We start from the raw sequence: 23,815 nt of genomic DNA, 5'->3' as shown, positions 1-23,815 counted from the left end.
TAGCTCCTCCACCGTTGGGTAATCTAATCACATCAGCTGTCTGGCAGATCGTCCGGCCAACGCTGCGCTCCGTGAAGTACGCGCAGGATTCGAATCATGCTGTCGGTCAGCTGATAGGCTGCCACGTATGGCGTGCCGACGATGACAAGCTCTCGAGTCCCAGCGAGCCGGCCGGTCCGGCCGCTTTGGGGAAAGTCTCGAAGACGGCTGATCGCGGCGACGATCCGTTCATCGACGGCGATCGCGGCCGCAGGATTGTCAGCCTCGATATGCGTGAAGATGCCGTCGCGATCTGAAAGCGCGAATTGCGACCAGACGATCTTCAAGGTTTAGGTTCACCAGCCGCGCGCCGCGCCGCTAAGCGTCTCTCTGCAAAATGCGCCTCGACTCGATCGTCGGGAATGTTGGGTCGGGTGTCGTCGAGCGCTTCGCGCACCTTGGCGCGAAACCACGCATCATAGGCCTCGTTGTTTGTGACGAGATCGATGGGCAGCGCGCCCTCGTTGGCGGTTCGGGTAAGCAATATCCGCACCGCATCCGAGACCGTCAGCCCCATGCTTTCGAGCACCGCCGAAGCCCGATCCCGGATGTCGGCGTCGATACGCGTCTGGACCAGTGCATTTGCTGGCATGGCAATCTCCTTTGACATCAATGTAATGCGTTTGAATGACGATTGCTAGGCCAGCGCCGGCGGTCAAACCGCATTCGTCAGCCGCACGAATTCCTCAACGCTGAGCGTCTCCGCCCGCCGGGTTGGATCGATGCCCGCGCGCATCAGCAACGCCTCACCGCCCAGGCCCTTCACGCTCTGCCGCAGCATCTTGCGGCGTTGACCGAAGGCGGCTTCAGTCACGCGGCCGAGTTTTTTTACATCCGTTGCCAGCGGGCTGGCGCGCGGCACCAGATGCACCACCGAGGAGGTTACCTTGGGCGGTGGCGTGAACGCTTGCGGCGGCACGTCGAAGGCTATCCTCGCCTCGGTCCGCCAGCCGGCCAGCACGCCGAGCCGGCCATAGGCCTCGCTGCCGGCGCCAGCGACAATGCGCTCGGCCACTTCGCGCTGGAACATCAGCGTCATCGATTGATAGAAGGGTGGCCAGTCGGTGACGGTCAGCCAGCGGATCAGAAGCTCGGTGCCGATATTGTAGGGCAGGTTGGCGGCAATCCTCACCGGGCCGCCGCCTTGCGACGCGGCATTGGCAAGAGCGGCAAAATCCGTCTTCAGCGCGTCGCCGCTGATCACCTCAAGCCGGCCCGGATAGTGGTTGGAGACCTCGGCAAGCGCCGCCAGGCAGCGTTCGTCGCGTTCGATGGCGATGACGCGCCGGGCACCGGCAGAGAGCAGCGCCCTGGTCAGCCCGCCGGGGCCGGGGCCGACCTCGATCACCGTGCTGTCGCTAAGGTTGCCGGCGGCGCGCGCGATCTTGCCGGTCAGATTGAGGTCGAGCAGGAAATTCTGGCCGAGCGCCTTCTTCGCCTGCAGCCCATGGCGCTCGATCACCTCGCGCAGTGGCGGTAGCCCATCAATGCTCATGCGGCTGCGACCTTTGTGCCGGTATCGGCCAGCCGGCGGGCCAGCTTCAGCGCCGCGATCAAGCTGTTGGGACGTGCCACGCCCTTGCCGGCGATGTCGAAGGCTGTGCCGTGATCGGGCGAGGTGCGGATAAACGGCAGGCCAAGCGTGACGTTGACCGCCTCGTCGAAGGCCAGCGCCTTGGCCGGGATCAACGCCTGGTCGTGATACATGCAGATCGCCACGTCGTAGCCGGCGCGGGCGCGCGCATGAAACATCGTATCGGCCGGCAGCGGTCCAAAAGCGTCGATGCCTTGCGCGCGCAAGATGTCTACCGCCGGACGGATGATGCGCTCATCCTCCGTTCCCATGGCGCCGCTTTCGCCGGCATGCGGATTGAGGCCGGCAAGCGCGAGCCTCGGCCTGGCGATGCCGAAACGGTTTGCAAGATCGGCGGCGGTGATGCGCGAGGTCGCAACGATCAGCTCCGTCGTCAGCGCCTTCGGCACCTCGGCCAGCGCAATGTGGATGGTAACCGGAACCGTGCGCAATTCGGGGCCGGCGAGCAGCATCACCGGCGTCACCACGCCACCGGTGTGGAGAGAGGCCAGATGCGCCAGATATTCGGTGTGGCCGGGAAAGCCGAAGCCGGCATCATAAAGCGGCTTCTTGGCGATCGGACAGGTGACGACCGCGGCCGCATGCCCGGCAAGGCAGTCGGCGACGGCGCGATCGATGGCCTCGATGGTGCCGGCGGCATTGGCCGGGTCGGGCCGGCCGGGATTGTCGGTGAAGCGAGCCGCCAGCGGCACCACGGGCAAAGCGTGTTGAAAGACATCGGCTGCTTGCGCCGGCACCGTCTCCACGATTGCCACCTCGGCGCCGAGCCGCCGCGCCCGCGCGGCGATCAGCGCCGGATCGGCGAGAAGATAGAAGGGGGCTGCACCCGAACCGCGGGCGCTCTGCCATGCGGCAATGGCGATTTCCGGCCCGACGCCGGACGGATCGCCGACGCTCAGTGCCAGTGGAAGCTCTGTCACACGCACGGCTAGGCCGGTTTCAGCGCGTGACGATCTTGGCTTTCGCCTTCAGCTCCTCGACATATTTGGCCGAGAGTTCGTCGGCGTTCTTGTCGCCGCTGCCTTCGCTCTGGAACACCATTTGGGCAGCCTTGTCGTCGGAAACCTCACGTGACGAGCAGATTCCGATGAATTCGATGCCGCGATCGGTCTCGCGCACGGTCGTGGCGCCGCCCAGCTTGGTGGCCTTGATCTGCTCGGCCCAGTCCGGCGGCAGTTGCGGCGCCAGCACCCGGGGGAGGTCGCGAACGGTGACGTCGATGAGGCCCTTGGCGAATTCACGTGTGGTGGCGCAGCCGTTGAAGCGGGCGCGCATGGCCTCGGCCTCACGCTTGCGTTTGGCGAGTGTGGCGCTGCGCTCGGCCTTCGGAACCACGAAGATCACCTGCTGCAGCATGTACTCGGTGGCGCTCGGCTTGGCGCCGCCTTTTTCGAGCATGTGCTTGACCAGGTCCTGTTCGCTCACCTGCCCGCCGCCGCCGCTATAGCGTGCGCTCAGCGCCTGGTTCCACGCCATCTGGGCGCGGATGAATTCTTTGAAATGCTCCTTGGTCACGCCAGACTGCGCCATGACACCGTCGAGCTGCTTGAGCTGCATCTTGTTGGTCGAGGCAAAGCGCTGATAGGCGGCCTCGACCTGAGCGTCGGTAATGCGGATGCCAAGGCGCCTGGCCTCCGCCATGCGCAGCGTCTGGTCGATCATTTCCTGGCCGGCATCACCCTTTTTGCGCTGCAGTTTCAGGAAGGCAGCCCGGTGCGCGATGTCGCCGGTGGTGATCGGCATGTTGTTGACGACATACTTGATTTCACTGGCGAAGGCCGGCGGCGTCATCATGGTAACTGAGACCGAGGTCGCCGCTACCAGGAGCGCGAATCCTGCCGAAAACAGGTATTTCCTCATCGAAAGCATCCCAATTCTAGCCCGGTTTTGGATGAGCGAATGCCGTGCCCGCTCTATGCGGCAAAACGATGTCGTCAGCCGGCTCTACTGGATGGTGTCGATCGAGCTTTGTGACGAGCCGAAATCGCCGAGCGTGCGGAACGACAGGTTGAAGCCGACATTCTGCGACACTTCCCTGGTGATGAGGTCGCGCGATTCCGAGAACGTCATCAGATAGGTGAAGCAGGAATCATTATAGGCGAAGCCGACGCCGTCTTTGACCAGCACGCTTTGCTGCAGGTCGTAGGTGCCGGTGCCGAAGACGCGCCAGTTCTGAGCCAGATGCGTCGAGGCGCCGAGCGTGACTTCATGGCGATCGGTGGTGAAACCGTAGAGCGGCTGCGCCTGGATGAAGGCGTATTTGGCGCTCAGCGAAACCGGCAGGCCAGAATAGGCTGCCTTCACCTCGGCGCGTCGAACTTCGAAGCTCTGCTCGTCAAAGCGGCCGCTGAACGAACCGGAGAAGCCGCTCGGGCTACTGAAGCCGATAAGGCCGACATAATCGGAGGTCGAAGTCTCCAGGCCGGAATCGGCACCCGCATTGACCAGATCCGGTGAATCGAAGGAATTGCGTCCGCCCAACTGGTAGGATTGGCCAAAGATGGCGTTGGTGCCCCAGCCATTGTCATAGGCGCCGGAATAGCGGAACCCGACATTGGCGCGGCTGCCCCCTTCGACGCGGTCGTAGCCGGAGAACTTGTCGCGCTCGAACAGTGTCGTGGCGTCGAAGACGAAGCTCTGCGCATCCTCGTTGGGAACAGCCAGGCCGCCGACATACTGTTCGTTTGGGCGCATGAAGACCTGCGCCATCGGTTCGACGATATGGCTGGAGCCGGTCATCGAGAACAGCACCGGCCAGCGCATTTCAAGTCCGGCGGTCGCCATATAGCGGGCAAAGGATGACCGCATGTCGTCGGCGGCACCGACATTTGTCGCCATCTGGTTTATCGCAGTCAGCGAGGCCGAAGAAGCATTGAGATAGTCGACGTCGCCCTGCAGAGCCAGAAGCGGCGTCAGCTGCAAACCGCCATCGGTGGTAAAGGTGCGCTTCCATTCGGCTTCGGCGGTGAAGCGCCCGGATTCGCCCTCGATGCCGCGCACGCGCTGGACGCCCGAGGCCGGCACATTATTGGGGTCGAAATAGGCTAGATCGAGATCGTCGCGGCGGATGATGCGCGCGTTGACGTTGAATGACAGCTGGCCGCCGCCCACCGACATGTCGGGGATATAGGCATAGTCGAGCGACGGCAGCACCCAGGGTTGCTTGTCGCCCCGCGCCGCGGGATTGCTGTCCAGGGTGTTTTCCTGAACCTGGAAGCGCATGGCGCGCACATCGAAATAATTGCGGTCGTTGAGGCCGGTCAGGTAGACAGAGGATTGGTGGACGTAATCGTTGTAGCCGTCGATCGTATAGGTGCGCGAAAAATTCTTGTCGCTCTGCAGCAGGATATCCCAGCCGAAATCCCAGCGCGGATTGATCGCGAATTGGCCCTTGGTGCCCATCATGCCGCGGAACTTGTTGGGGTCGCCTGCTTCACCAGAATTAACGTTGCGCCCGAGGTCGTCGACGAATTCGTCAGGGTTTTCCTGACGGATGCCAGCAATCTTGAGCGTGTACTGGCCATTGTTGAAGCGCTGGCGCCACTCGGCCTCGCCGAGGAAACCCTGCTTGGTATAGCCGCTGCCGGTGACGGTGAGGTCGTAGGTCGGCGACAAAGCGAAATAGTAGGGGACATGGACGCCGACGCCGAGATCGGAGTTGAAGGAGATGCCGGGGATGAGGAAGCCGCTTTTGCGCTTGACCGTCGGGTCGGCGATCTCGAACGCCGGCAGATAGGCCAGCGGGAAGCCGAAGAATTCGAAATTCGCGTTCTCGAAGCGAACCGTCTTCTTTTCGCCGTTCCAGATAATCTTCCTGGCTTTGACCCGCCAGGTCGGCGCCTTGTCCGGCTTGTCCTCGCAAGGTTCGCAGGCCGTATAGACGCCGTTGTGGAACGTCGTCAGCACGCCGCCCATGCGTTCGGCGCTTTCGGCGGCGAAATAGGCCTTTTCGGGGGTTTCGACGCGCAGCGCATTGACGAAACCGTCGGCGAAATCGTCGGTAATATCGATATGCTGCGAGTTGATTTTGGTGCCGTCGCTGTTGACGATCTCGACATTGCCGCTGGCGACGAGCCGCTTGGTGTTGCGATCATACACGACACGCTGGGCGACGAGCTTGTTGCCGCCGTAGTCGATCTGGACGCCGCCGACGGCGGTGACCGTCTGGTTGTCGTTGTTATAGACGAGCGTGTCGGCCGCCAGCAGCATCTGGGTGCCGGAGGGAACTTTCGTTGCCACGTCGGTGACGTCCTGCGCCAGCGCGGGGGCCGTCAGCACGCCGCAGGCGAGCAAGCATGCCAAGGCGCTCGCCGAATAAAGGCGCGCCAAACCGGCCTGCCTATGGCTGCGCAAAGCCGCGTCCCTCACTAGCCGTCTTCCTTGTATAGCAGGAATGTCACCCCAAAGAACATAGCCACGACAACCGGAACCCATGCAGCTACGGCTGTGGGCACGAATCCCGCCACGCCGAATGCCTTGACCAATACCGAAACGACATAAAGCAGAAAGCCGGCGAGGACGCCACCCAGAATCATCGTTGCCGACTGCCCCATCCTCGCAAATCGCATTGAAACTGTTGCCGCAATCAGCGTCATGGCCACAAGCAGGAACGGTAACGCCACCAGCGAATCGAACTGCATGGCGAAGGCATTTGCCTTGAGGCCGAAGGAGCGGGCAACCTCAATCTTGCCGGGAAGCTCGTAAAACGGGATGGTTTCGGGGCGCGCCAGCCGCTCCTGCACGAACTCCGGCTTGAGGTTGGTCGGCAACTGGTCGGTCGTTTCCGAGCGGATGTTGCCGTCCTTGAATACCTTCACGTCCTGCAATTCCCAGTAGCCGTCGCGCAGGAAAGCCCGCGCTGCGTCCTTGCGCTCGAGGATATTGCCTTGCGGATCGAGGACGAAGAACACCGCGTCGGCCATCTCCAGGCCCTGGTTGAGGATGGCGCGGGCGCCGATGATGGTGTCACCGGAGCTTGTCTTCTGGCGGATCCACGGCGTGGCATCGGCCGCCACCGCGTTCGAATTGCCGGACCGCAGCTGGTTTTCCATCTGCTCCGACCAGGAAAAGCCGTGTGCGGCGATTGGATTGAGCACGCCGACCGAGAGCACGCCGAATAACAGCGCACCGATGCAGCAGGGCAACAGAAATTGCCAGGCCGACACACCGGCCGAACGAGCAATCACCAGCTCATATTTGCGATTGAGCGACACCAGCGTCGCCATGGCCGAGAACAGGCCGACAAACGGCACCGTCTGAAGCATGATCATCGGCATCCTCAGCGCCGAGATGGCGACCGCCGTGCCATAGGTGAAGCCCGGCAAGCCGGTGATGCGGCCGGACAGTTCGGTGAAGTCGATCAGGAACACCAGCGCCAGAAGGCCGATGAAGAACCAGATCGTGATCGACACGTAGCGAAAGAAGAAGTAGCGGCCCAAGGTCCAGCCCATCGTCAGGCTCCCTGGCCGGATGTGTAGCGCCGGGTCAAACGCAACTTGAGCGCCGTCCAGCCATCGCCGACGCGACCGGCGAAATTCGTCATCCAGTCGGCCCAGCGATCGGGCAGTTCCATGCTTCGCGAGGTGACGATGAACCAGATGGCGACCGCCGAGGCGACGATCGGCACGCCATAGACCATATAAGCATATTGCGGGATTTTGTCGGCCTTCCCGCCGGCAAAGAAGCCCAGCCAGCGCACCAACAGCGCAATGGCAATGGCTGTGATCAGGGGGTGGATGCGCGCCTCGCGGTGCGAACGCGCATCGCCTGCCACGGCAAGCGCGATCAGCGCGAACACCAGCGAGTATGACCATTCGGAAAAGCGCTGGTCGAGCTCGGCCTTGTAGGCGCCGGGCCTGCGTTGGAAGATTTTGTCGTTGGGGTCCGGGTTGAACAGGTACTGCGTCGTTCGGTCCTTGGGCAGGAGCAGGATGTCGTTCGCCGCCGACATGAAGGCGGACAGGTCGAAGGCGTAGGAGGTGAAGCGGATGACCGACAGGTCGCCGGTCAGCGTCTTGCGATGAATGACGCCGTCATTCATCATCAGCACCTTCTCGTCACCCTTTTCGACGACGCTGCCGCTCTTTGCATAATAGATCAGATTGGCGCCTTCCTCGCGCGAATCGGCGACGAAGATGCCGCCAAGCCGGTTGTCCGGCAGCCGCTCGCCGACCTGCAGGAACAGCCCGTCGTCGATCTTGCGGAACGTGCCTTCCTGGATGATCAGCGACAAAAGATCGGCGCGCGAGGATGCGATCAGCTGGCGGTTCTTTTGCCTGGCATAGGGTTCGATGCCATTGTCGACGGCGAAGGAAAAGACGCTGGCCGCCAGCGCGATCAGCAGGACCGGCCGCACAATCGTCCAGCGCGAGGCGCCGGCGGCGTTGATGACGGCCAGTTCCGAATCGGAGTTCATGACGCTGAGCGTCTGCGCAACCGCCACCACCAGGGCGAACGGCACCACGATCGGGATGATAGTGGGGATGATGAGGGCCGCGACCTCGAAGAAAGTCAGCGCCGATTGGCCGCTGTCGGTGACGAGGTCGATGCGGGCGAGCACCTGCGTCGTCCAGACAATGGCCAGTGTCCAGATCAGCGCGGCGAGAAACACCGCCAGCGCGCGACGCATGATGTAGCGTTCAACGACCTTCATGTAAGGCTTTTCTCGATTTGCCGAACGGCATCATGCCCGCAGACAAGGTAGTCGTCCGGCTGCGCCTGTACAACTGGGTGTGTTTGGCCATTTCTTTCAGGCGGATCGATCCGATTTCCGTCCCACATCGCCCGTCCCGCGGGCCGGAGTGTCGGCGGCAATGGATAAGAAAGGGAGAACATCGATGGTTAACAACAGGTTGCGGCAGGAAAGCGGGGCCGTGCCGCGACGAATCGTCATCGATTCCACAGCGCATATGGGCCCCGATTCCGGCAAAGTCTTGCCAAATGAAGGAAAACGACCAAATGTCGCGCATCTTCCCTGAAAACGCATCTTCCCTGAAAATCCGAGCCGTTTCCGAAAGCAGGACCTGATGACTTTGAGACCGTTGATCGCCTTCGCCAAATTTGCCGCGCCCAAAAAGGGCAGCGTCTTCGTGCTGGCGGCCGACGATGGCGGTGTTGGCGAACCGGCAAAGGCTTGCGATCCAGACGGAACGCTGGCGCGGGCGTTTCCGGTGGCGGATTTTTCCGGAAAATTCGCCAGCGTGGTCGAAGTGCTGGCGCCCCAGGGGACATCGCTCGACCGGCTGCTGGCGGTCGGCACCGGCAAACTCTCCAGCCTCGATGACTTTGCCTGGCTAAAGCTTGGCGGCACCATTGCCGCGTCCCTGCGCAAGGCGACCGAAGTGGCCGTCATTCTCGATGTGCCGGGCGCAAAAATCGGCGGCAGGCAAGCGGCGAACCTTGCCGCCGGCATCATTCTGCGCAGCTACTCCTTCGACAAATACAAGACCAGGAAGGACAAGGAAGACGCCGAGCCGAAGAAGCCGATCAAGGTGACCATCCACACCGCAGATCCGGCCGCCGCGAAAAAGGCCTTCGCCGACGAAGTGGCGGTCATCGACGGCGTGCTTCTCGCGCGCGACCTGGTCAACGAACCCGCCAATGCGCTCGGCCCGGTCGAATTCGCAGCCCGCGCCAAGGAACTGGAAGCGCTTGGCGTCGAAGTCGAGATCCTCACCGAGAAGGAAATGAAGAAGCTCGGCATGGGCTCGCTGCTCGGTGTCGCGCAAGGCTCGCCGCGCGGCGCCCGCATGGCTGTCATGCAATGGAAGGGCGGCAAGGCCAAGGACGCACCGGTCGCCTTCGTCGGCAAGGGCGTCACGTTCGACACCGGTGGCAACTCGATGAAGCCGGCTTCCGGCATGGAGGATATGAAGGGCGACATGGGCGGTGCCGCGGCCGTCATCGGGCTCATCCAGGCGCTGGCCGCGCGCAAGGCCAAGGCCAATGTCGTCGGCATCATCGGGCTGGTGGAAAATGCCGTAGACGGCCATGCCCAGCGCCCCGGCGACATCGTCACCTCGATGTCGGGCCAAACCATCGAAGTGCTCAACACCGATGCCGAAGGCCGCCTCGTGCTGGCCGATGCGCTGTGGTACTGCAACGACCGCTTCCAGCCGAAATTCATGGTCAATCTGGCGACGCTGACCGGCGCCATCATGGTCGCGCTCGGCCAGCACTATGCCGGTCTATTCGCCAACAATGACGAACTCTCGGACAGGTTGACGGCGGCGGGCCAGGCGACGCAGGAGCGGCTGTGGCGCATGCCGCTCGGCGCCGAATACGACAAGCTGATCGATTCCAAGAACGCCGACATGAAGAACATTGGCGGCCGTTATGGCGGCGCCATCATCGCCGCGCAGTTCCTGCAGCGCTTCGTCAAGGAAACGCCATGGGCGCATCTCGACATCGCCGGCACCGCGATGGGCTCGCCGCCGAGCGAGATCAACCAGTCCTGGGGCTCGGGCTTCGGCGTCAGGCTGCTCGACCGCTTGGTGCGCGACAATTACGAGGGATAGGCTGATATGGCCGATGTCCTGTTCTACCACCTGACCGAATCGACGCTGGAGGATGCGCTGCCCGGCCTGCTCGAGCGCAGCGTCGATCGCGGCTGGCGCGCCGTGGTGCAGACCGGAACCGAGGAACGGCGTGACGCGCTCGACCAGCACCTGTGGACGTTCAGGGACGATTCGTTCCTGGCCCATGCGACCGACCGCGAAGCCTATCCCGCCGAGCAGCCGATCCTTCTGACCACAAGCGACGTCAATCCCAACCAGGCGCAGATACGCTTCCTCGTCGACGGCGCAGCACCCGCCGATCTCGCCGGCTATGAACGTGCAGTGTTCCTGTTCGACGGCCATGACGCAGCCCAGGTCGAAGGGGCTCGGACGCACTGGAAGACGTTGAAAGAGGCCGGCCACGCCGTGACCTACTGGCAGCAGACGCCCGACCGGCGCTGGGAGCGCAAGGCTTAAGCGCTTTGCCGGCGCGTCTTGAAAACGACGCTGTTATGTCAGAACGATCCGATCTAAGGATTGCGAAAAGCGCAACTCACGCGGCGGGCTGAGAATGCGGGTCAAGATCATCGGAACCGGCCGAGCCGTGCCGGCTCAATGCGTGACGTCGCGTTCTCTCGATGCGCGGCTGGGGCTTGATGATGGCCATCTCGAAGCTGCCACCGGCGTTATCGAACGCTATGTCTGCGAGGCCGAGTCGCAGGTTGACCTTGCCTGCGCGGCGGCGCGCCTCGCGCTTGCCGACGCCGGGCTCGGGGCCAGCAGCATCGATCTGGTCATTGGCGGTTGCGGCGTGCCTTACCAGCCGCTGCCGGCGACCGCACCGCTGGTCATGCAGCGCCTCGGCCTGGCGGACGGATCGGCCGCCGCCTTCGACGTCAACAGCACCTGCCTCGGCTTTCTCACCGCCTTCGAGACCGCATCGCGGCTGATTGAGGCCGGGCAGTGCCACACCGCGCTGGTGTTTTCTTCCGAGATCGCGTCGCGCGGTCTGCCGTGGCAGGACCAACCGGAAATCGCGGCCCTGTTCGGCGATGGCGCGGCGGCAGCGGTCCTGCAACTGGCAGCGCCCGGAGAAGGCAGGGTAGCGGCCAATCTGATGCGCACCTACCCTTCCGCCTACGAAGCTTGCAGCATCGGTTCCGGCGGCACGCGTTTCGACTTTCACAGCCAGCCGGAGGAATTCGCCCGCCACAGCCTGTTCCAGATGGACGGCAAAGAACTGTTCCGTGTTACCTCACGCCATTTCAACGGCTTTGTGGCGGAGTTGCTCGATCGAGCCGGCTGGCAGCGCGACGATGTCGATGTCGTCGTGCCTCATCAGGCAAGCCCCTTCGCGCTCGCGCACATGGCGCGCCAGACTGGCTTCGGCAAGGAAAAGCTCGTCGACATCGCCGCCCACCACGGCAACCAGATCGCCGCTTCCATTCCGTTTGCGCTCGATATCGCGCGCCGTGAGCGGCGTATTGCGCCAGGCGCCAAAGTGCTGTTCCTGGGCACCTCGGCTGGCGTGTCGTTCGGCGGCATGGCGCTGGAAGCTTGACCGTGGCGCGCGTGCTCGTCACCGGCGCCAGCGGTTTTCTCGGTTCCCATGTCATGACGCGGCTGGCGGCATCGGGCAGGCCGGCGCTTGGCCTTGGTCGCGATGTCAGCCGCTGCGCTGCGCTCGAAGCCAATGGCCATGAGGTCCTCCGCCTCGATTTGTCCCTGCCGTTCGATACTGCTGCCGATCACGCGCTCGGCGGCGTCGATGCGATCATCCATTGCGCTGCCCTGTCGGCGCCTTTCGGCAGGCTGGCGGATTTCGAGACGGCCAACGTCGTGGCAACCCGCAACCTCGTCGATTTCGCACGTCGGCAAGGCGTGCGCCGCTTCGTCCATATCTCCAGCCCGACAGTCTGTTTTGCCTATCGCGACCAGCTCGGCGTCAGCGAAGATGCTGGCCTGCCTCCGCCGGTCAACCACTATGCCCGCACCAAGCGGCAGGCTGAGGAGATCGTGCTGGCGGCGACTGAAACCGGCCCGGTGGTGCTACGGCCGCGCGGCATATACGGCGTCGGCGACCGCACGCTGCTGCCGCGTTTGTTGCAGGTGGCGCGGCAGCGCCCGCTACCGCTGTTTCGCGACGGCAAGGCGCGCATCGATCTCACTCACATCGATGACGTCGTCGACGCGGTGCTTGCCGCACTGTCTGCCGGCAGTGCCGCCGAGGGTCAGATTTTCAACATCTCCGGCGGCGAGGTGGTGCCGGTGCGCCGCATTGCCGAGGCGGCCTGCGCCCGCGCCGGCGTGCGGCCGCGCTGGCGGAAAATGCCGCTTTTGCCGGCAATGCTGGCGGCCGGGTTGGCGGAGACGGTGGCTGAGCTTCTGCCCGGCCGGCCTGAACCGCCGGTGACGCGCTACGGTCTTGGCCTGTTCGCCTATGCGCAGAGCCTCGACATTACCAAGGCCGGCCGCATCCTCGGCTGGGCGCCGAAAGTGTCGTTCGAGGAAGGGCTCGATCGCACATTCGGCAAGGCGACGGAGGGAGCGGCGTGAAGATCGTCTTCGCCAACAGCGCCTTTGTCAGCGCGGCCGAACGCCTGATCCTGCGCGGTGGCAGCTGGGCGAAGGTCGGGCTGCGTGTCCGCTACGGGCTGATCCTGCATCCGCAGGCCGGCCCGGTGCTGATCGATACCGGCTACACGCCGCATGTGACTCAAGGGAGCGGGCGCAGCACGGCGCTGCGTCTCTACAGTGCGATCCTCCGGCCCGAGCTCAACGAAGCCGAGCAGCCGCAGCCGGTGCTGGCGCGTTTCGGCCTGTCGCCGGAAGATGTTCGCACCGTCATCGTCACCCATTTCCATGCCGACCACATGTCCGGCTTGCCTCTGTTTCCCAACGCCCGCTTCATCGCCAATGACGCTGCCTGGGCGCGGGCAAAGGCCAAGACGGCGTGGCAGAATCTGCGCCATGGCGTTTTCAAGGAACTGTTTCCACCGGACTTCGAGGCGCGGCTCGACGGGCTGTCGTCGAAGCAGCAAATTGAGTCTCGTGGTGATGTGCCCGGTGGCGCCGATCTGTTAGGCGACGGTAGCGTCGTCGCCGTCGATCTGCCCGGCCATGCCGATGGCCAGTTCGGCCTGCTGTTCCCCAATCTGGAGCGGCCGCTGCTCTATGCCATCGATGCGCAATGGCTGATCGCAGCCCTTGTCGAAAGCCGGACACCCGGTCTGCCGGCTACCCTGCTGGCCGAGGATGCCGCCGCACTCGAGCCGACCAGCGCGATGTTGCGCCGGTTTCTGGCAACCGGCGGCGAGATCGTGCTTTGCCATGATCCGGCGGTGACGGCCTACGATCTTGCCGGAGAGGGCGCATGAACGGTCCGGCCGAGGCAATTGGCTCGTTTGTGTTGACGCGATGGCTCTCGCGCAAGAGCCGCGAGAGTTTCGAGCGCTGGCAGGCGCATGCTTTGCGCCGCTTTCTTGACCGCGACCTGCCGCGCGCGCCGTTCTACGGCAAGGCGCCGCTCCATCTCGGCGATCTGCCGGTGACCGACAAGCCGACGCTGATGGCCAATTTCGAGCGCTTCAACATCCAGGGCGTCTCGGCCGCCGAGGCCTGGAAGGCGCAGGCCGGCGATGGCCGCATCGGCGATCTGACGGTTGGCGCCAGCACCGGCACGTCGGGCAATCGCGGCCTGTTCGTCATTTCCGAGGCGGAAAAATACCGCTGGCTGGGCACGATCCTGGCCAAGGCCGTGCCCGATCTGCTCTGGCGCAGGCAGCGCGTGGCGGTGATCCTGCCGCAAAATACCGGGCTCTACGACAGCGCCCGCAAATCGCGGCGCATCGATCTCGGCTTCTTCGACCTGACGCGCGGGCCGGAGAGCTGGCGCTCCGCCCTCGAAGATTTCGCGCCGACGGTGATCATCGCGCCGCCGAAGATCCTGCGGCATTTCGCGGCCGAAAACTTTCGGTTGAAGCCGAAGCGTGTCTTCAGCGCCGCCGAAACGCTCGATCCGGTCGACCGGCCGGTCATCGAGGCATTCTTCGGCCGTCCGCTCGACCAGATCTACATGGCGACCGAAGGGCTGTTCGCCGTCACGTGCCGAAAGGGTGGGCTGCATCTGGCAGAGGATTCGGTGTACTTCGAGTTCGAGCCGGCCGGCAGCGGCCTGGTCATGCCGCTGGTCACCGCCTTTCGCCGCCAGACCCAGATCATGGCGCGCTACCGCATGAACGATTTGCTGCGGCTGTCCGAAACACCATGCCGTTGTGGCTCGCCACTGCGCACGGTGGATGAGATCGTCGGCCGCATGGACGATGCCTTCCGGCTCGCGTCGCCACATGGGCAGATTCTTGTGACGCCCGACATATTGCGCAATGCTGTGCTCAAGGCCGACAGGCGCATCGACGATTTCCGCCTGGTCCAGACTGCACCCGATTCAATCGAACTCAGCCTGGCCCCCGGGGTTGCCGATGAAGCCGCCACCGCCGCCCATCAGGCCGTGCGCAATTTGCTGTCGGCGCGCCAGACGACGGCTTCGGTTAGCCTTGTGCGCAAGGACTTGCCGCTCGAGACCGGCCGTAAACTACGCCGCGTCGAATGCCGGTTGGGAGCGGCGCCGTGAACCAGCCTGCCGCATTGGAGCCCACCCTGTTGGGACTTGGGCAAGTGGACCGGGTGGAAAACAGCCCGCACGACGTCGACGCTTTCGTGCGGCTTTTCAACGAGGTGCCGGCGCGCGACCTCGTCCGCAATCTGACGGTGGCCGTCGAGGCTTTCGAGATCGCAGGCCGTTCCTTTCCGCTGACGCTGAACGACAGAAGCGAAGCGCCGAACTGCTACATCTGCTGCCCGTCCAGCGCCTATATCGACTACGCCATCGACGAGACCCGCAACTTCGTCTCCGTGCCTTTGCTGCAAAGAGCGATCCGGATGCTGATCGGCCTCTGCGCGCCGCTGGTCAGGGCCAGCGGCCTCGACATTCAGGTGCAGGTCAACAACTGGCTCTATTCGACCAATCCGGTGCCACTGCTCGACCGCAAGACGGTCGCTGCGATCCGCGACGATCTCACTGCGCGTTTTCCCGATCGGGCCATCGTCATCCGCTCGCTGAACGAGATCGCCGATCCCTCGACGATTTCGGCGCTGAAGCAGCAAGGGTTCCGTCTGCTGGCGGCGCGGCAGATCTATATCTTCGCCGGCCGTGGTTCCGCGCCGGCCATGACCAACGACATGAAGCGCGACCGCAAGCAGCTGCGCGCGACGCGCTTCGAGATGGTCGGCGATGCCGACTTCACCGAGGCGGACTATGAGCGCTGCGAAGCACTCTACCGCATGCTCTATCTCGATAAATACACGCCGCTCAACCCGCACTATACCGCCCGTTACATCAGCGAGATGCACCGTCGCGGCATCTTCAAGCTGGCAGGCCTGCGTCGTCCCGGCGGAGAACTGGTCGCCGTCACCGCCTTGTCGAAGAACGGCAGGACACTGACGCAGCCGATCGTCGGCTATGACACCGGCCTGCCGGTGAGCGAAGGCCTCTACCGCATGATGATGGCGATGGCGCAAGACCACGCTACGACGCACCGCCTGTTCTTCAACATGAGCGCCGGTGCCGCCGCCTTCAAACGCTTGCGTGGCGCCGTGGCGACAGTGGAATACAATGCCGTCTATGCCGGCCACCTGCCACGCCGCCAACGCGTGGCGGTGCGGATCATGGAATTTGTGCTCGCGAGGATCGGCATTCCGTTGCTCAGGAGATTTGAACTTTGAGCGAAGCCCGGCAGCAAAAAGACAAAGACTATTGGCAGGCGGTGGTGCTGTCCGCCGACATCAAAGCCAGGCCGAAACGCATCCTGTTCTATGGCACGCCGCTGGTGCTGTTTCGCTCGGCGCAAGGCATAGCTGCCCTGTTCGACCGTTGCGCCCACCGGCTGGTCGAACTGTCGACCGGCAAGGTCATCGGCGGCGAGATCGAATGCCCCTATCACGGCTGGCGCTACAATCGCGAAGGCCGCTGCACAGCCATTCCCGGCCATGTCGGTGACATCCCGCACTATCGCGTCCGCCGCTACAGCGCCATGGAGCGCGACGGCGTCGTCTTCGTCTCGTCGGGCGCGCCCGAGGCCGAGCCCTATCTCCACTGCATGCAGGGCAAGGATGTCGTCGTGAAGCGCGTGCGCAGTTCGGCGCAATCGACGGTTCTCGACGCGGCCGAGAATATTCTCGACGCCACGCACACCCACTTCACCCACAAGGGCGTGCTGCGTGGTCTCACCGCAAAACGCCATCTCGTGCGCGTCGAGGTGACCGGCGGCGAGGGCTGGGTCGAAAGCTGCTACACCGGCGAGGACCGCCAGCAGGGACTGGTCAGCCGGCTGCTGGAAGGCGAGCGCGCCAGGACCATCGGCCGTTACCGCCATCCAGGCATCGTCGAACTGGAATATTGGGGAAAGGGCGGTCTGGCGCTGGCGACCACCTTCCATTTGCGCCAAGCGGACGAGCGGACAGTCGAGGGCGTCGGCTGGCTGATCGGCCCGCGCCAGGGCCTGTTCGGCGAGCTCAAGGCGCTGGCCTTCCGGCCGCTCTTCGCCTTCGCGCTGCAGCAGGATCGGCGGGTGCTGAAATCGGCCAGCCACAATGCCCGCATCCCGCCGCAAGTGCTGCCGGCGATCGGCCCGCTGGATTTCCTGCGCCGCGACATAGCAGCCATCATGGACGGCAAGATACCGCCGGCGGCAGCGGAACCGCGCGTGTACCAGATCGAGCTGTAAGAAAACTGCGAGATCTCTTCTACGTCTGCTCCGGCCCATTCCACTCGATGTCGCGCGTCGACGCGGCCTGCAGGCTGATGCGCTGACGCAGTGCTGTGCCGGCGATCTCGGCCAGAGCGCGCCATTGCGCTTTCCTAGGCGCGGGATCATCCGTCCAATCGAGCAACTCATCGGCGTCGCGCATAGTTTGGCGAAAGCGGCCGAGACCACCGGATCGCAGCACCGCCGGCAGCCCGTAGATCCACATCGCCAGCCGCACCGTCTGCAGCCTGGTGACATCAGGCCTCACCTCCGGGCCGTCGTCCAGCACAGCGTCGGCGAAGCGCTGGGGATTGCGAAAGAAATGCAGGCCACTCACAGCGCGTGGATTGCACTCCAGCGGCAGAACCGTTCCGTCCTTCTCGCGCATCAGGTCGAAGGAGATCTGGCCGGTCCAGCCGGCGCCGGAGACGAAGATCTCGACGAAGCGCCGGGCAGCCGCGTCCTCGATCGGCGCGAAGCAGATGCCGGCGCCCTTGCCTGCGCGGTAGAGCGAACGGTAGAGCGCCAGCGCCTTGAGCCTGCCGTCCAGCGCCACCGCATAGGCGCCGATCTCGTCGCCGGCGACGAAACGCTGAGCCACCCATGGGGTGGTGGGTGAGGGGCGGATGACATTGAGTTCGCCTGGCGATGGCCGCAGCCGCACGTCACGGGCGAAACGCGACCACACCGGCTTGAACACCAGCTCGCGCGAACGATCGCGCACAGTCGCAAGATCGGCATCGCTTTGCAGCAGCATTGTCTCCGGCACGTCGAGTCCGAGGCTTTGCGCCAGCCGGATGAAGGCATGCTTGTCGTGGACGCGGGCGAGCATCGCCATGTCGGGCGCGAACAGGCGGGCCGGCATGGCGCGATCGCGCCAGATCTGGCCGAGATAGAAGACTTCCTCGCAAGTCGGGATGACTGTTTCCACGCCCTCCGCTCGGACAAGCGCTTCCACGGCCTTGGCATAGGCTTCGCCGGCAAAGCGTGGCGGCGGCAGGCGATGGTAGGCGGCGCATGCCGTGCTAGCCGCCGCGATCGGCCGGGCCGGACTGTCGGCCAGGATCACCCGCCGTCCGGCGCCGTGCAGCAGTCGCGCCAGATGCAGCGCCACCGGCGCGCGGGCGCCCGTGATCAGCACTGTGCTACCTGCCATCGAAGACCTGCATCAAGCCCGCCCGCCCATCGCGACTCTCCAGTCAGGCTTGCGCGAAATCGGCGGTGTTGACAACGTCCCGATGCAATTGGCGCGAGGTGAAGCACGCCGTCATCGAAGCCGCCGGCATGGCACGTCGATGACGCATCATGCCGGCTGCGTGCTGGTCAAATCGGCGCTACTCGCCGCCCATTTCCTTCTTGAATGTGTCGAAGTCGACCTGCATGCCGTTGAAGATGGTGCTCCAGTGGCGGGTCAGCGCCGCCATCGCCACGGCTTCCTGTATCTCCTCGTCGGTCGCGCCGGCACGCTTGGCGTCCTTTGTGTCCGACCAGATGCAGTAATTGCACGGAATCTGCGCCGCCACCGCCAGCGAAATCAGCGACTTGACCTTCGGCGGCAGCGCCGTCTTGTCGCTGAGCTCGATGGCCTTGACCTCTGCCCATGCGCCGGGCAGACCAGCTTTCGGGAATTGCTTCAAGAAGCTCGGCACGCCGCCCATGGTCGACTGGATGTCCTTGATGGTCGCATCATAGTCATCGGCGTGGGCGGGTGCGGCCAGCGTCAAGGTCAGCGTGCAAGCGGCGGCCGCCAGTAGGGAGCGAACGAGGGAATGGGTCGATGAAAGTGTGGCAGACATGATTTTCTCCTCTGGTTCCGGTTTGCCTTACGGTGTAAGGTGTGTCGAAAATTGAACCTTACAGTGTAAGCTGTCAAGCGGTGCCATGGAATCATCGATCAAAAAAAAGCGAGCCCGCGGCCGGTTGTCCCGCGAGATGATTGAAGATGCCGCCTTCGGGGTAATCGAGCGGGAGGGTTTTGCCGGCTTCTCGACGCGCAAACTCGCAACCGAACTCGGCTGCGAGGCGATGAGCATCTATCACCACTTTCCGTCAATGGCGCATCTGTTCGAGGCGTTGGTCGACAGGCTGTTCGGCCCACTGAAGATGCCGGATGCCAGCCTGCATTGGCGGCAAAGGATACGCATGGCCATATTGGACTATCGCAGGATCGCTCGCGAGCATCCGGCCTTCGCGACATATTTCCTCACCTACCGGATGAATTCGCCCACTTGTCTTGCCTATCTCGACCGCGTCATCGGACTGTTCAAGGACGGCGGCTTCGATCAGGAAACGACGGCAAGGCTGTTCCGGGTCGTCGGCTATTATATGACGGGCGGGCTGCTCGATGAGACCGCCGGCTACGCTCAGGGCCCTTCGGCCGTGACCACCGTAAGCGACGAGCAGCTTGCGCGCGATTTTCCCAATGTCGCTGTCGCCGGCCGCTACTTCGGCAAGGCGGAATTCGACAAGACTTTCGAACTCGGCCTCGACATGCTGCTGGACGAGATGGAGCGTGTACGCGACAGCGCCAACACAAGGTAGTTGTCAGGCAAGGCGCGCCCGAAAGGCGGCCGGCCAATCCAGATTTCGCGAGACGCTACATCAGGGACGCGGTTGCCAGACGACTGCGAACGACGTTCGGCTTCTGGTCGCCAACGTACTCGACGTTCGTGTCCACCAGACGGTCGCTGTCGATCCCGGCCGCGGTCAAGATATCCTCGATCGCCTTCACGCGCTGCTTGGCCAGTTCCTTGTTCGTCTTTGCGGCGCCGGCGCCGGTGAATTCCGTGGCCGCGAAAGCCGTCAGTTCGACATTGCAGCGCGAGTCTCGGATGCTGGCAGCGAACTTCTCAAGGTCGGCCTTGACCTGCGGTGAAATCACATACGACTGGCTATAGAAAAACAGGTCGACCTGCACAGCGCTGCGCTTCTCATATTGCCGGCACGATATTCCTTGCTTTGGCAGCGTGTACAGTATCGCGCTCCGCGCCGTATTGGTGTCGGCGGCGCCGTCGTCAACCCAATGCGAAAGCGCCAGCACCATTTCGGGCTTGACGCCTTGCGCCTTGAGAAAATCGCCGGTTGCATTGAGCCTGCGACCAGCGATGTCGTAGGCTTTGCCGTAGTTGCCTTCCTTGCTCGCCGTTGCGTAGAGCCGGTAGCCGCAATCGTGCCCGGCATCCTTGATGAAAGCTGCCAGGGCCTTAGCGGATTCCCCGGATATCTTGCCGTCGCCCTTATTGAACAGGACGTGGTACGAGTTCCACTGGACGCATTTCGGGCCCACGTCGCGCTCCTGGGCGATCGCTGTGAAAAATGCTGCGCTGCCGACAACGATAATAAGGGCCAGAACAAGACTGAATGACTTCTTCATCTTCTGGCACCTCCCTGAACTCGCTCAGTTTAGTACCGCATTCAGTTCTTCGACAAGGTAACGTTCTCGCGATCGACGACGCGTGCCTGTCAGTCCCACACCAGCAACAGCTTGCGCCAGAAAGCATTGGACGGCATCGGCTTCGAGCCGCGTGGCAATCGGATTGCCAGATAGATCGTCAGCCACTTGCGATCGATCTCCCGGATCGAAACTTTCAGGTCATGCAGTTCGAAAGGTCTCGAAACGCGCGTCCATCCGGAGAATGACAAGGCGCCGACAGGAGCATCGTGTTTCCAGACGAGTTTTTCTTCCTGCCTGCCCAGCGCCATGGCGAACTCGAATGGGGAGGCGTCATCGTGAGCGATCTCCACCGTCGCGACGACACTTCTGGCAAAGGCTGGGAAGGCCGAATTGAGGGCGGCAACAACCGGGCCATGCGTGTTCGGCCGCAGGAATATGCCGCCATTGTCGCCGGCGATGAGCAGCGTCGGCAGCTCGGACGGATAGTTGGTCACAAGCGTCGCACGCTTCAGCTCATCATTGGTCATTCGACGCATGCGTTGGCGCTGTTGCGGTGCGTTGAGGCGCGGGCGCTTCGCGTCGGTCGAAACGACATGGCGGATCTGGACGCTCGAAAAGCCGCCGAGTACGCGCGCGTCCGGGCGGCTGCCGCCGCATTTGACTGCAAACAACAAATCGCGTCGGCCGGTTGCCGGCGAACTGACGGTCGCCCCTATCTCACGCGCCTCGTGCCGTCGGCTGACATCAGCCCAACCGCTCCCGCTCCCATCCTCAAGCAGTTGGGCGAGATTGCTGAAGGTCTGGTTTTCCGCGTCCACCATCGCGAGCTGAAACTGCGCAGAGCCCGTCAGTTCCTCATCGAGGTAAACCCAACAACTCGCGCCTATGGCGCCCGGCGGGCAGACGCCTTTCAGCAAAGCCATGGTGACGTTGTTGCCCTTGGCTTCGAGGAACAACTGGTCCGGCGATTGTTCGACATAGCTCAGCAGGTCCGGATCGGCGTCCGGATACGAACTGACATGAGCCAGGCGCATGGGCTCGGCGGAAAGATACTGCTCGCGGTAAAGTGAGGAATGCAACTCCGGCACGGTCTCTTCGGTCGCCGCGTTGAGTATTTCAACCACCCCCAGGGCGAAGTCGGTTCGTCCTGCATGGGCGAGAAGCGAAATTGCGGTATCCGCCCTGCCTTCGCGTGCCGCGATCTCGGCCAGCAACTGCATTGCGTCCGCGGTATTGGCGGGACCAGTGCTCAATCTGAGATACCGCTCGTCGTTGACCCGCAGCTCCAAATTCCAGAGGTTGAGCTCCTTCTCATGATTGTCGGTGTTCGAGCTGATGCCGAGTTGCACGAACATGTTCGTTTTCGCGAATCTATGCTTTCGAAAGACAGCGATGATCGGCTTGCGATTCCTCAACCACTCGGCATTTCGATTCATGCCAGTCGGTGCCGACCGGTACCAATAGAGCGGTTCCGGGACGGGGACGATCTCCAGGCCTGCCAGGTCCGCGCGAAGGAAAAACTCCCAATCGCTTGCGGAAAACCCCCGCTCTTCGTTCAGGTAACCTATCTTGTCGAACACCTCACGCCGGAACATCGCATTGGCATCGCCATACGGATTGTTGAGCAAGGCGATGTCCGTAGGCCCGCCGACCGGGAAGTAAAGCATGTAGCCGCTCTTGGTGTCCGGCGGCACGAAGGGCTCGTTGAGCCACTTGGCGAAGGTTGTGCAGATATCGGCGCCGGAATTCTGCATGCCGGTGACGAACGTACTGACGGCGTTTGGGAACAGCACGTTGTCGTCGTCTAGGAACAGGATCAGTGAACCCTTGGCGGCGCGGATTCCCGTGTTGCGCGCCTTGCCGAGGAAGCCGTTCTTCTGCCGGATGATCCGCCAGCCTCGCTGCTCGAACTCCGGTTCGAGCTCTGCCAGCAATTGGATTGCATCTGGATCGGTGCTGCCGTCATCGACGACGATCAGTTCGATGTTGGAATAGTCCTGGCGTCGGACCGAGGCAATCGCCTGGGGCAACAGGCGCGCCCGGTTGTAGTGCGCCGTTATGATCGAAACGAGCGGTGGCCGGCTGCGGCTGCGGCTGGAGACCTTACCGGGATCACGGGAGAATTTTGCGTGCAGCCTGCTCCAGGCTTTCTCGCGCGCTTCCCGTTTTTGCAGGGGCTTTGCCGGACCAAACGATCGGCTTTCAAGCGCAGACGCAATTTTGGCCGCGATGGCGGAAGCTGACGCCTCCATCATGACGGCGTCAGCCGACTTCGGATGGAGCACGTCACGTATGCTGCCGACATCTGTCGCGACGAACGGAATCTCTTCGTCGAGGCACGTCATCACTTCCAGCGGGAGCTGAGCCGCTGAGTGCGTCATCGCCACCAGCGCATGACTCTGCCGCAGGTACCTGTAGATATCAGGCTCATCTCGAATGGGCAGGAGCTTCAATTTGAACGGCCATTGCCGCGCACGCCGAACGATCATGCCGCCCGAATGCTCGCCCAGGACATGACCAAACGTGCCGACAACGGTCACTGTCAGATCGGTGACGCCGCGGTCGGCCAGACGATCGAGCGCATCGCAGAAGAGCGTCAGTCCATCACGCGCCTCTGTGCCTGAGAAATGAACCACTTCGGCGGCGGGCCGCTCTCGCGGCCTGTAGTGATCGACAGCGAAGTTCGAACGCCACTCCTCCGGCTCGAGGGGCGCAGCAATGTGATGGCTGGTGGGCAGCTTCCATGCTGCCTTGGCCATCCAGTCGAGCAGCGACTGGCCAGCGATGACAAGATGGTCGCACGTCTCGGCCGACGTCTTTTCCATATGCGCGACGGTCATCTGCTCTTTTCGTTCGACCGCCCGGGAATTGGCTTCCAGCTTCCACATAAGCGGCTCATGCGCGAGCACGACGATCGCAGGAGGGTCGGGAAAGACGCCTGTTCGCTTGGCAAGGGTAGAGAAATGCGCCAGTCCGCCTTCAAGCGCAAAATAGACGACGTCGAATGCGTTCTGCTTGAGGTAGTGGTAGACAGCCAATGAGTTCTTGTCGCTGGAATCCATGCCGCGCAGCAACTCGGGCGACTGAGGCAACAATTCGAGCCGCACCAGGAAATTGTCGAAGCACCATTTGCGTAGCCTGGCGATTTCCTGATCGTCGGGCTGGCTGCCGAGCGGGCTCGGCGCCCAAAGCAGCGTCACGGTGTCACCGGTTCCCGCCAGATGCTGCGCCAGCGCGTAGGTCACCGACCCGTGATCACCAGTAACCGTCGAGCCGAACTCAACCTCCGAAACGACACACACATTGCGAGGCTTCTGGCTTGCCTGTCGCTTGCCCTTGGGCATTGCGCCTGCCTTGGAACCAACGCTCAATGAGTCCCCCTTGTCAGCCCGCTTCGTTCGAAACAGTCTTGCCAACAGTTGGATAACACTTTGATAATCGTTTCGCGGGACTCTCCATACCGCACCTGCCTTTCGCGTGAACTGGTTTG

At 63.0% G+C, this 23,815-nt stretch carries 21 protein-coding genes; 9 read left to right on the top strand and 12 right to left on the bottom strand.

The genetic code is table 11. From position 1 onward, the window contains the following. Positions 1-32: 32 nt before the first annotated feature. The 8 genes from AC1DYO_RS15585 to lptF form a co-directional block, all read right to left on the bottom strand. The gene (locus tag AC1DYO_RS15585; protein WP_477264614.1) at positions 33-326 is read right to left on the bottom strand and encodes a type II toxin-antitoxin system RelE/ParE family toxin; all 294 of its coding nucleotides are present in this window, start codon (positions 324-326) and stop codon (positions 33-35) included. After that, positions 323-631 (bottom strand): type II toxin-antitoxin system RelB/DinJ family antitoxin, encoded by a 309-nt coding sequence (locus AC1DYO_RS15580; RefSeq protein WP_477264816.1) that lies wholly within the window; start codon positions 629-631, stop codon positions 323-325. The genes AC1DYO_RS15585 and AC1DYO_RS15580 overlap by 4 nt, the downstream gene beginning before the upstream one ends. A gap of 63 nt (positions 632-694) precedes the next feature. After that, positions 695-1,534 (bottom strand): 16S rRNA (adenine(1518)-N(6)/adenine(1519)-N(6))-dimethyltransferase RsmA, encoded by an 840-nt coding sequence (gene rsmA / locus AC1DYO_RS15575; protein ID WP_477264612.1) that lies wholly within the window; start codon positions 1,532-1,534, stop codon positions 695-697. Continuing rightward, positions 1,531-2,559 carry a 4-hydroxythreonine-4-phosphate dehydrogenase PdxA gene (gene pdxA, locus AC1DYO_RS15570; RefSeq protein WP_477264610.1) on the bottom strand — a complete coding sequence of 343 codons (1,029 nt, stop codon included), beginning with the start codon at positions 2,557-2,559 and terminating at the stop codon, positions 1,531-1,533. The genes rsmA and pdxA overlap by 4 nt, the downstream gene beginning before the upstream one ends. Positions 2,560-2,572: 13 nt before the next feature. Beyond that, complete coding sequence (locus tag AC1DYO_RS15565; RefSeq protein ID WP_181059037.1) at positions 2,573-3,502, bottom strand: peptidylprolyl isomerase; 930 nt, start codon at positions 3,500-3,502, stop codon at positions 2,573-2,575. Between the two features lie 75 nt (positions 3,503-3,577). Further along, positions 3,578-6,001, bottom strand: a complete 2,424-nt coding sequence (locus AC1DYO_RS15560; RefSeq protein WP_477264607.1) for an LPS-assembly protein LptD — start codon at positions 5,999-6,001, stop codon at positions 3,578-3,580. Next, positions 6,001-7,083: an LPS export ABC transporter permease LptG gene (lptG, locus tag AC1DYO_RS15555; RefSeq protein WP_477264605.1), complete on the bottom strand. Its 1,083-nt coding sequence runs from the start codon at positions 7,081-7,083 to the stop codon at positions 6,001-6,003. Before lptG ends, AC1DYO_RS15560 begins: the two co-directional genes overlap by 1 nt. A gap of 2 nt (positions 7,084-7,085) precedes the next feature. Continuing rightward, the gene (gene lptF / locus AC1DYO_RS15550; protein WP_477264603.1) at positions 7,086-8,285 is read right to left on the bottom strand and encodes an LPS export ABC transporter permease LptF; all 1,200 of its coding nucleotides are present in this window, start codon (positions 8,283-8,285) and stop codon (positions 7,086-7,088) included. A gap of 373 nt (positions 8,286-8,658) precedes the next feature. Between lptF and AC1DYO_RS15545 the strand changes: the two genes are divergently transcribed. The 8 genes from AC1DYO_RS15545 to AC1DYO_RS15510 all read left to right on the top strand — a co-directional run bounded on the left by AC1DYO_RS15545 (position 8,659) and on the right by AC1DYO_RS15510 (position 16,910). Beyond that, positions 8,659-10,149, top strand: a complete 1,491-nt coding sequence (locus AC1DYO_RS15545; RefSeq protein ID WP_477264601.1) for a leucyl aminopeptidase — start codon at positions 8,659-8,661, stop codon at positions 10,147-10,149. Between the two features lie 6 nt (positions 10,150-10,155). After that, entirely contained in the window at positions 10,156-10,605 is a 450-nt protein-coding gene (locus tag AC1DYO_RS15540) for a DNA polymerase III subunit chi (protein WP_477264600.1), read from the top strand. 142 nt (positions 10,606-10,747) lie between these two features. Further along, complete coding sequence (locus AC1DYO_RS15535; protein ID WP_477264598.1) at positions 10,748-11,689, top strand: 3-oxoacyl-[acyl-carrier-protein] synthase III C-terminal domain-containing protein; 942 nt, start codon at positions 10,748-10,750, stop codon at positions 11,687-11,689. A 2-nt stretch (positions 11,690-11,691) separates the two neighbouring features. Then, positions 11,692-12,684: an NAD-dependent epimerase/dehydratase family protein gene (locus AC1DYO_RS15530; RefSeq protein ID WP_477264596.1), complete on the top strand. Its 993-nt coding sequence runs from the start codon at positions 11,692-11,694 to the stop codon at positions 12,682-12,684. Further along, entirely contained in the window at positions 12,681-13,505 is an 825-nt protein-coding gene (locus AC1DYO_RS15525) for an MBL fold metallo-hydrolase (protein ID WP_477264594.1), read from the top strand. The genes AC1DYO_RS15530 and AC1DYO_RS15525 overlap by 4 nt, the downstream gene beginning before the upstream one ends. Further along, a complete protein-coding gene (locus AC1DYO_RS15520) occupies positions 13,502-14,758 on the top strand; it encodes a F390 synthetase-related protein (RefSeq protein ID WP_477264592.1) in 1,257 nt (418 codons plus the stop codon). The genes AC1DYO_RS15525 and AC1DYO_RS15520 overlap by 4 nt, the downstream gene beginning before the upstream one ends. Next, positions 14,755-15,909, top strand: coding sequence for a GNAT family N-acetyltransferase (locus AC1DYO_RS15515; RefSeq protein WP_477264590.1), 1,155 nt, complete (start codon positions 14,755-14,757; stop codon positions 15,907-15,909). The genes AC1DYO_RS15520 and AC1DYO_RS15515 overlap by 4 nt, the downstream gene beginning before the upstream one ends. Continuing rightward, positions 15,906-16,910 (top strand): Rieske 2Fe-2S domain-containing protein, encoded by a 1,005-nt coding sequence (locus tag AC1DYO_RS15510; RefSeq protein ID WP_477264588.1) that lies wholly within the window; start codon positions 15,906-15,908, stop codon positions 16,908-16,910. Before AC1DYO_RS15515 ends, AC1DYO_RS15510 begins: the two co-directional genes overlap by 4 nt. Positions 16,911-16,929: 19 nt before the next feature. Here the strand turns inward: AC1DYO_RS15510 and AC1DYO_RS15505 are convergent, their stop codons facing one another. After that, positions 16,930-18,087 carry an ATP-grasp domain-containing protein gene (locus tag AC1DYO_RS15505; RefSeq protein ID WP_477264586.1) on the bottom strand — a complete coding sequence of 386 codons (1,158 nt, stop codon included), beginning with the start codon at positions 18,085-18,087 and terminating at the stop codon, positions 16,930-16,932. Between the two features lie 178 nt (positions 18,088-18,265). Next, the gene (locus AC1DYO_RS15500) at positions 18,266-18,727 is read right to left on the bottom strand and encodes a carboxymuconolactone decarboxylase family protein (RefSeq protein WP_477264584.1); all 462 of its coding nucleotides are present in this window, start codon (positions 18,725-18,727) and stop codon (positions 18,266-18,268) included. A 136-nt stretch (positions 18,728-18,863) separates the two neighbouring features. Between AC1DYO_RS15500 and AC1DYO_RS15495 the strand changes: the two genes are divergently transcribed. Further along, on the top strand, positions 18,864-19,472 hold the full coding sequence (locus AC1DYO_RS15495; RefSeq protein ID WP_477264582.1) for a TetR/AcrR family transcriptional regulator: 609 nt from the start codon (positions 18,864-18,866) through the stop codon (positions 19,470-19,472). A gap of 55 nt (positions 19,473-19,527) precedes the next feature. Here the strand turns inward: AC1DYO_RS15495 and AC1DYO_RS15490 are convergent, their stop codons facing one another. Further along, positions 19,528-20,304: an OmpA family protein gene (locus tag AC1DYO_RS15490; RefSeq protein ID WP_477264580.1), complete on the bottom strand. Its 777-nt coding sequence runs from the start codon at positions 20,302-20,304 to the stop codon at positions 19,528-19,530. An 89-nt stretch (positions 20,305-20,393) separates the two neighbouring features. After that, the gene (locus tag AC1DYO_RS15485; protein WP_477264578.1) at positions 20,394-23,696 is read right to left on the bottom strand and encodes a DUF6212 domain-containing protein; all 3,303 of its coding nucleotides are present in this window, start codon (positions 23,694-23,696) and stop codon (positions 20,394-20,396) included. Positions 23,697-23,815 lie beyond the last annotated feature (119 nt).

The organism is Mesorhizobium sp. P2_F5 (genome assembly GCF_056403715.1).
This window is presented reverse-complemented; position numbering and strand designations above follow the sequence as displayed.

Bases quoted from the DNA above. Each gene is read 5' to 3' on its own strand.
- AC1DYO_RS15580 (WP_477264816.1), bottom strand. From the start codon at position 631: ATGCCAGCAAATGCACTGGTCCAGACGCGTATCGACGCCGACATCCGG.
- rsmA (WP_477264612.1), bottom strand. From the start codon at position 1,534: ATGAGCATTGATGGGCTACCGCCACTGCGCGAGGTGATCGAGCGCCAT.
- AC1DYO_RS15565 (WP_181059037.1), bottom strand. From the start codon at position 3,502: ATGCTTTCGATGAGGAAATACCTGTTTTCGGCAGGATTCGCGCTCCTG.
- lptG (WP_477264605.1), bottom strand. From the start codon at position 7,083: ATGGGCTGGACCTTGGGCCGCTACTTCTTCTTTCGCTACGTGTCGATC.
- lptF (WP_477264603.1), bottom strand. From the start codon at position 8,285: ATGAAGGTCGTTGAACGCTACATCATGCGTCGCGCGCTGGCGGTGTTT.
- AC1DYO_RS15545 (WP_477264601.1), top strand. From the start codon at position 8,659: ATGACTTTGAGACCGTTGATCGCCTTCGCCAAATTTGCCGCGCCCAAA.
- AC1DYO_RS15540 (WP_477264600.1), top strand. From the start codon at position 10,156: ATGGCCGATGTCCTGTTCTACCACCTGACCGAATCGACGCTGGAGGAT.
- AC1DYO_RS15520 (WP_477264592.1), top strand. From the start codon at position 13,502: ATGAACGGTCCGGCCGAGGCAATTGGCTCGTTTGTGTTGACGCGATGG.
- AC1DYO_RS15505 (WP_477264586.1), bottom strand. From the start codon at position 18,087: ATGGCAGGTAGCACAGTGCTGATCACGGGCGCCCGCGCGCCGGTGGCG.
- AC1DYO_RS15500 (WP_477264584.1), bottom strand. From the start codon at position 18,727: ATGTCTGCCACACTTTCATCGACCCATTCCCTCGTTCGCTCCCTACTG.
- AC1DYO_RS15495 (WP_477264582.1), top strand. From the start codon at position 18,864: ATGATTGAAGATGCCGCCTTCGGGGTAATCGAGCGGGAGGGTTTTGCC.
- AC1DYO_RS15490 (WP_477264580.1), bottom strand. From the start codon at position 20,304: ATGAAGAAGTCATTCAGTCTTGTTCTGGCCCTTATTATCGTTGTCGGC.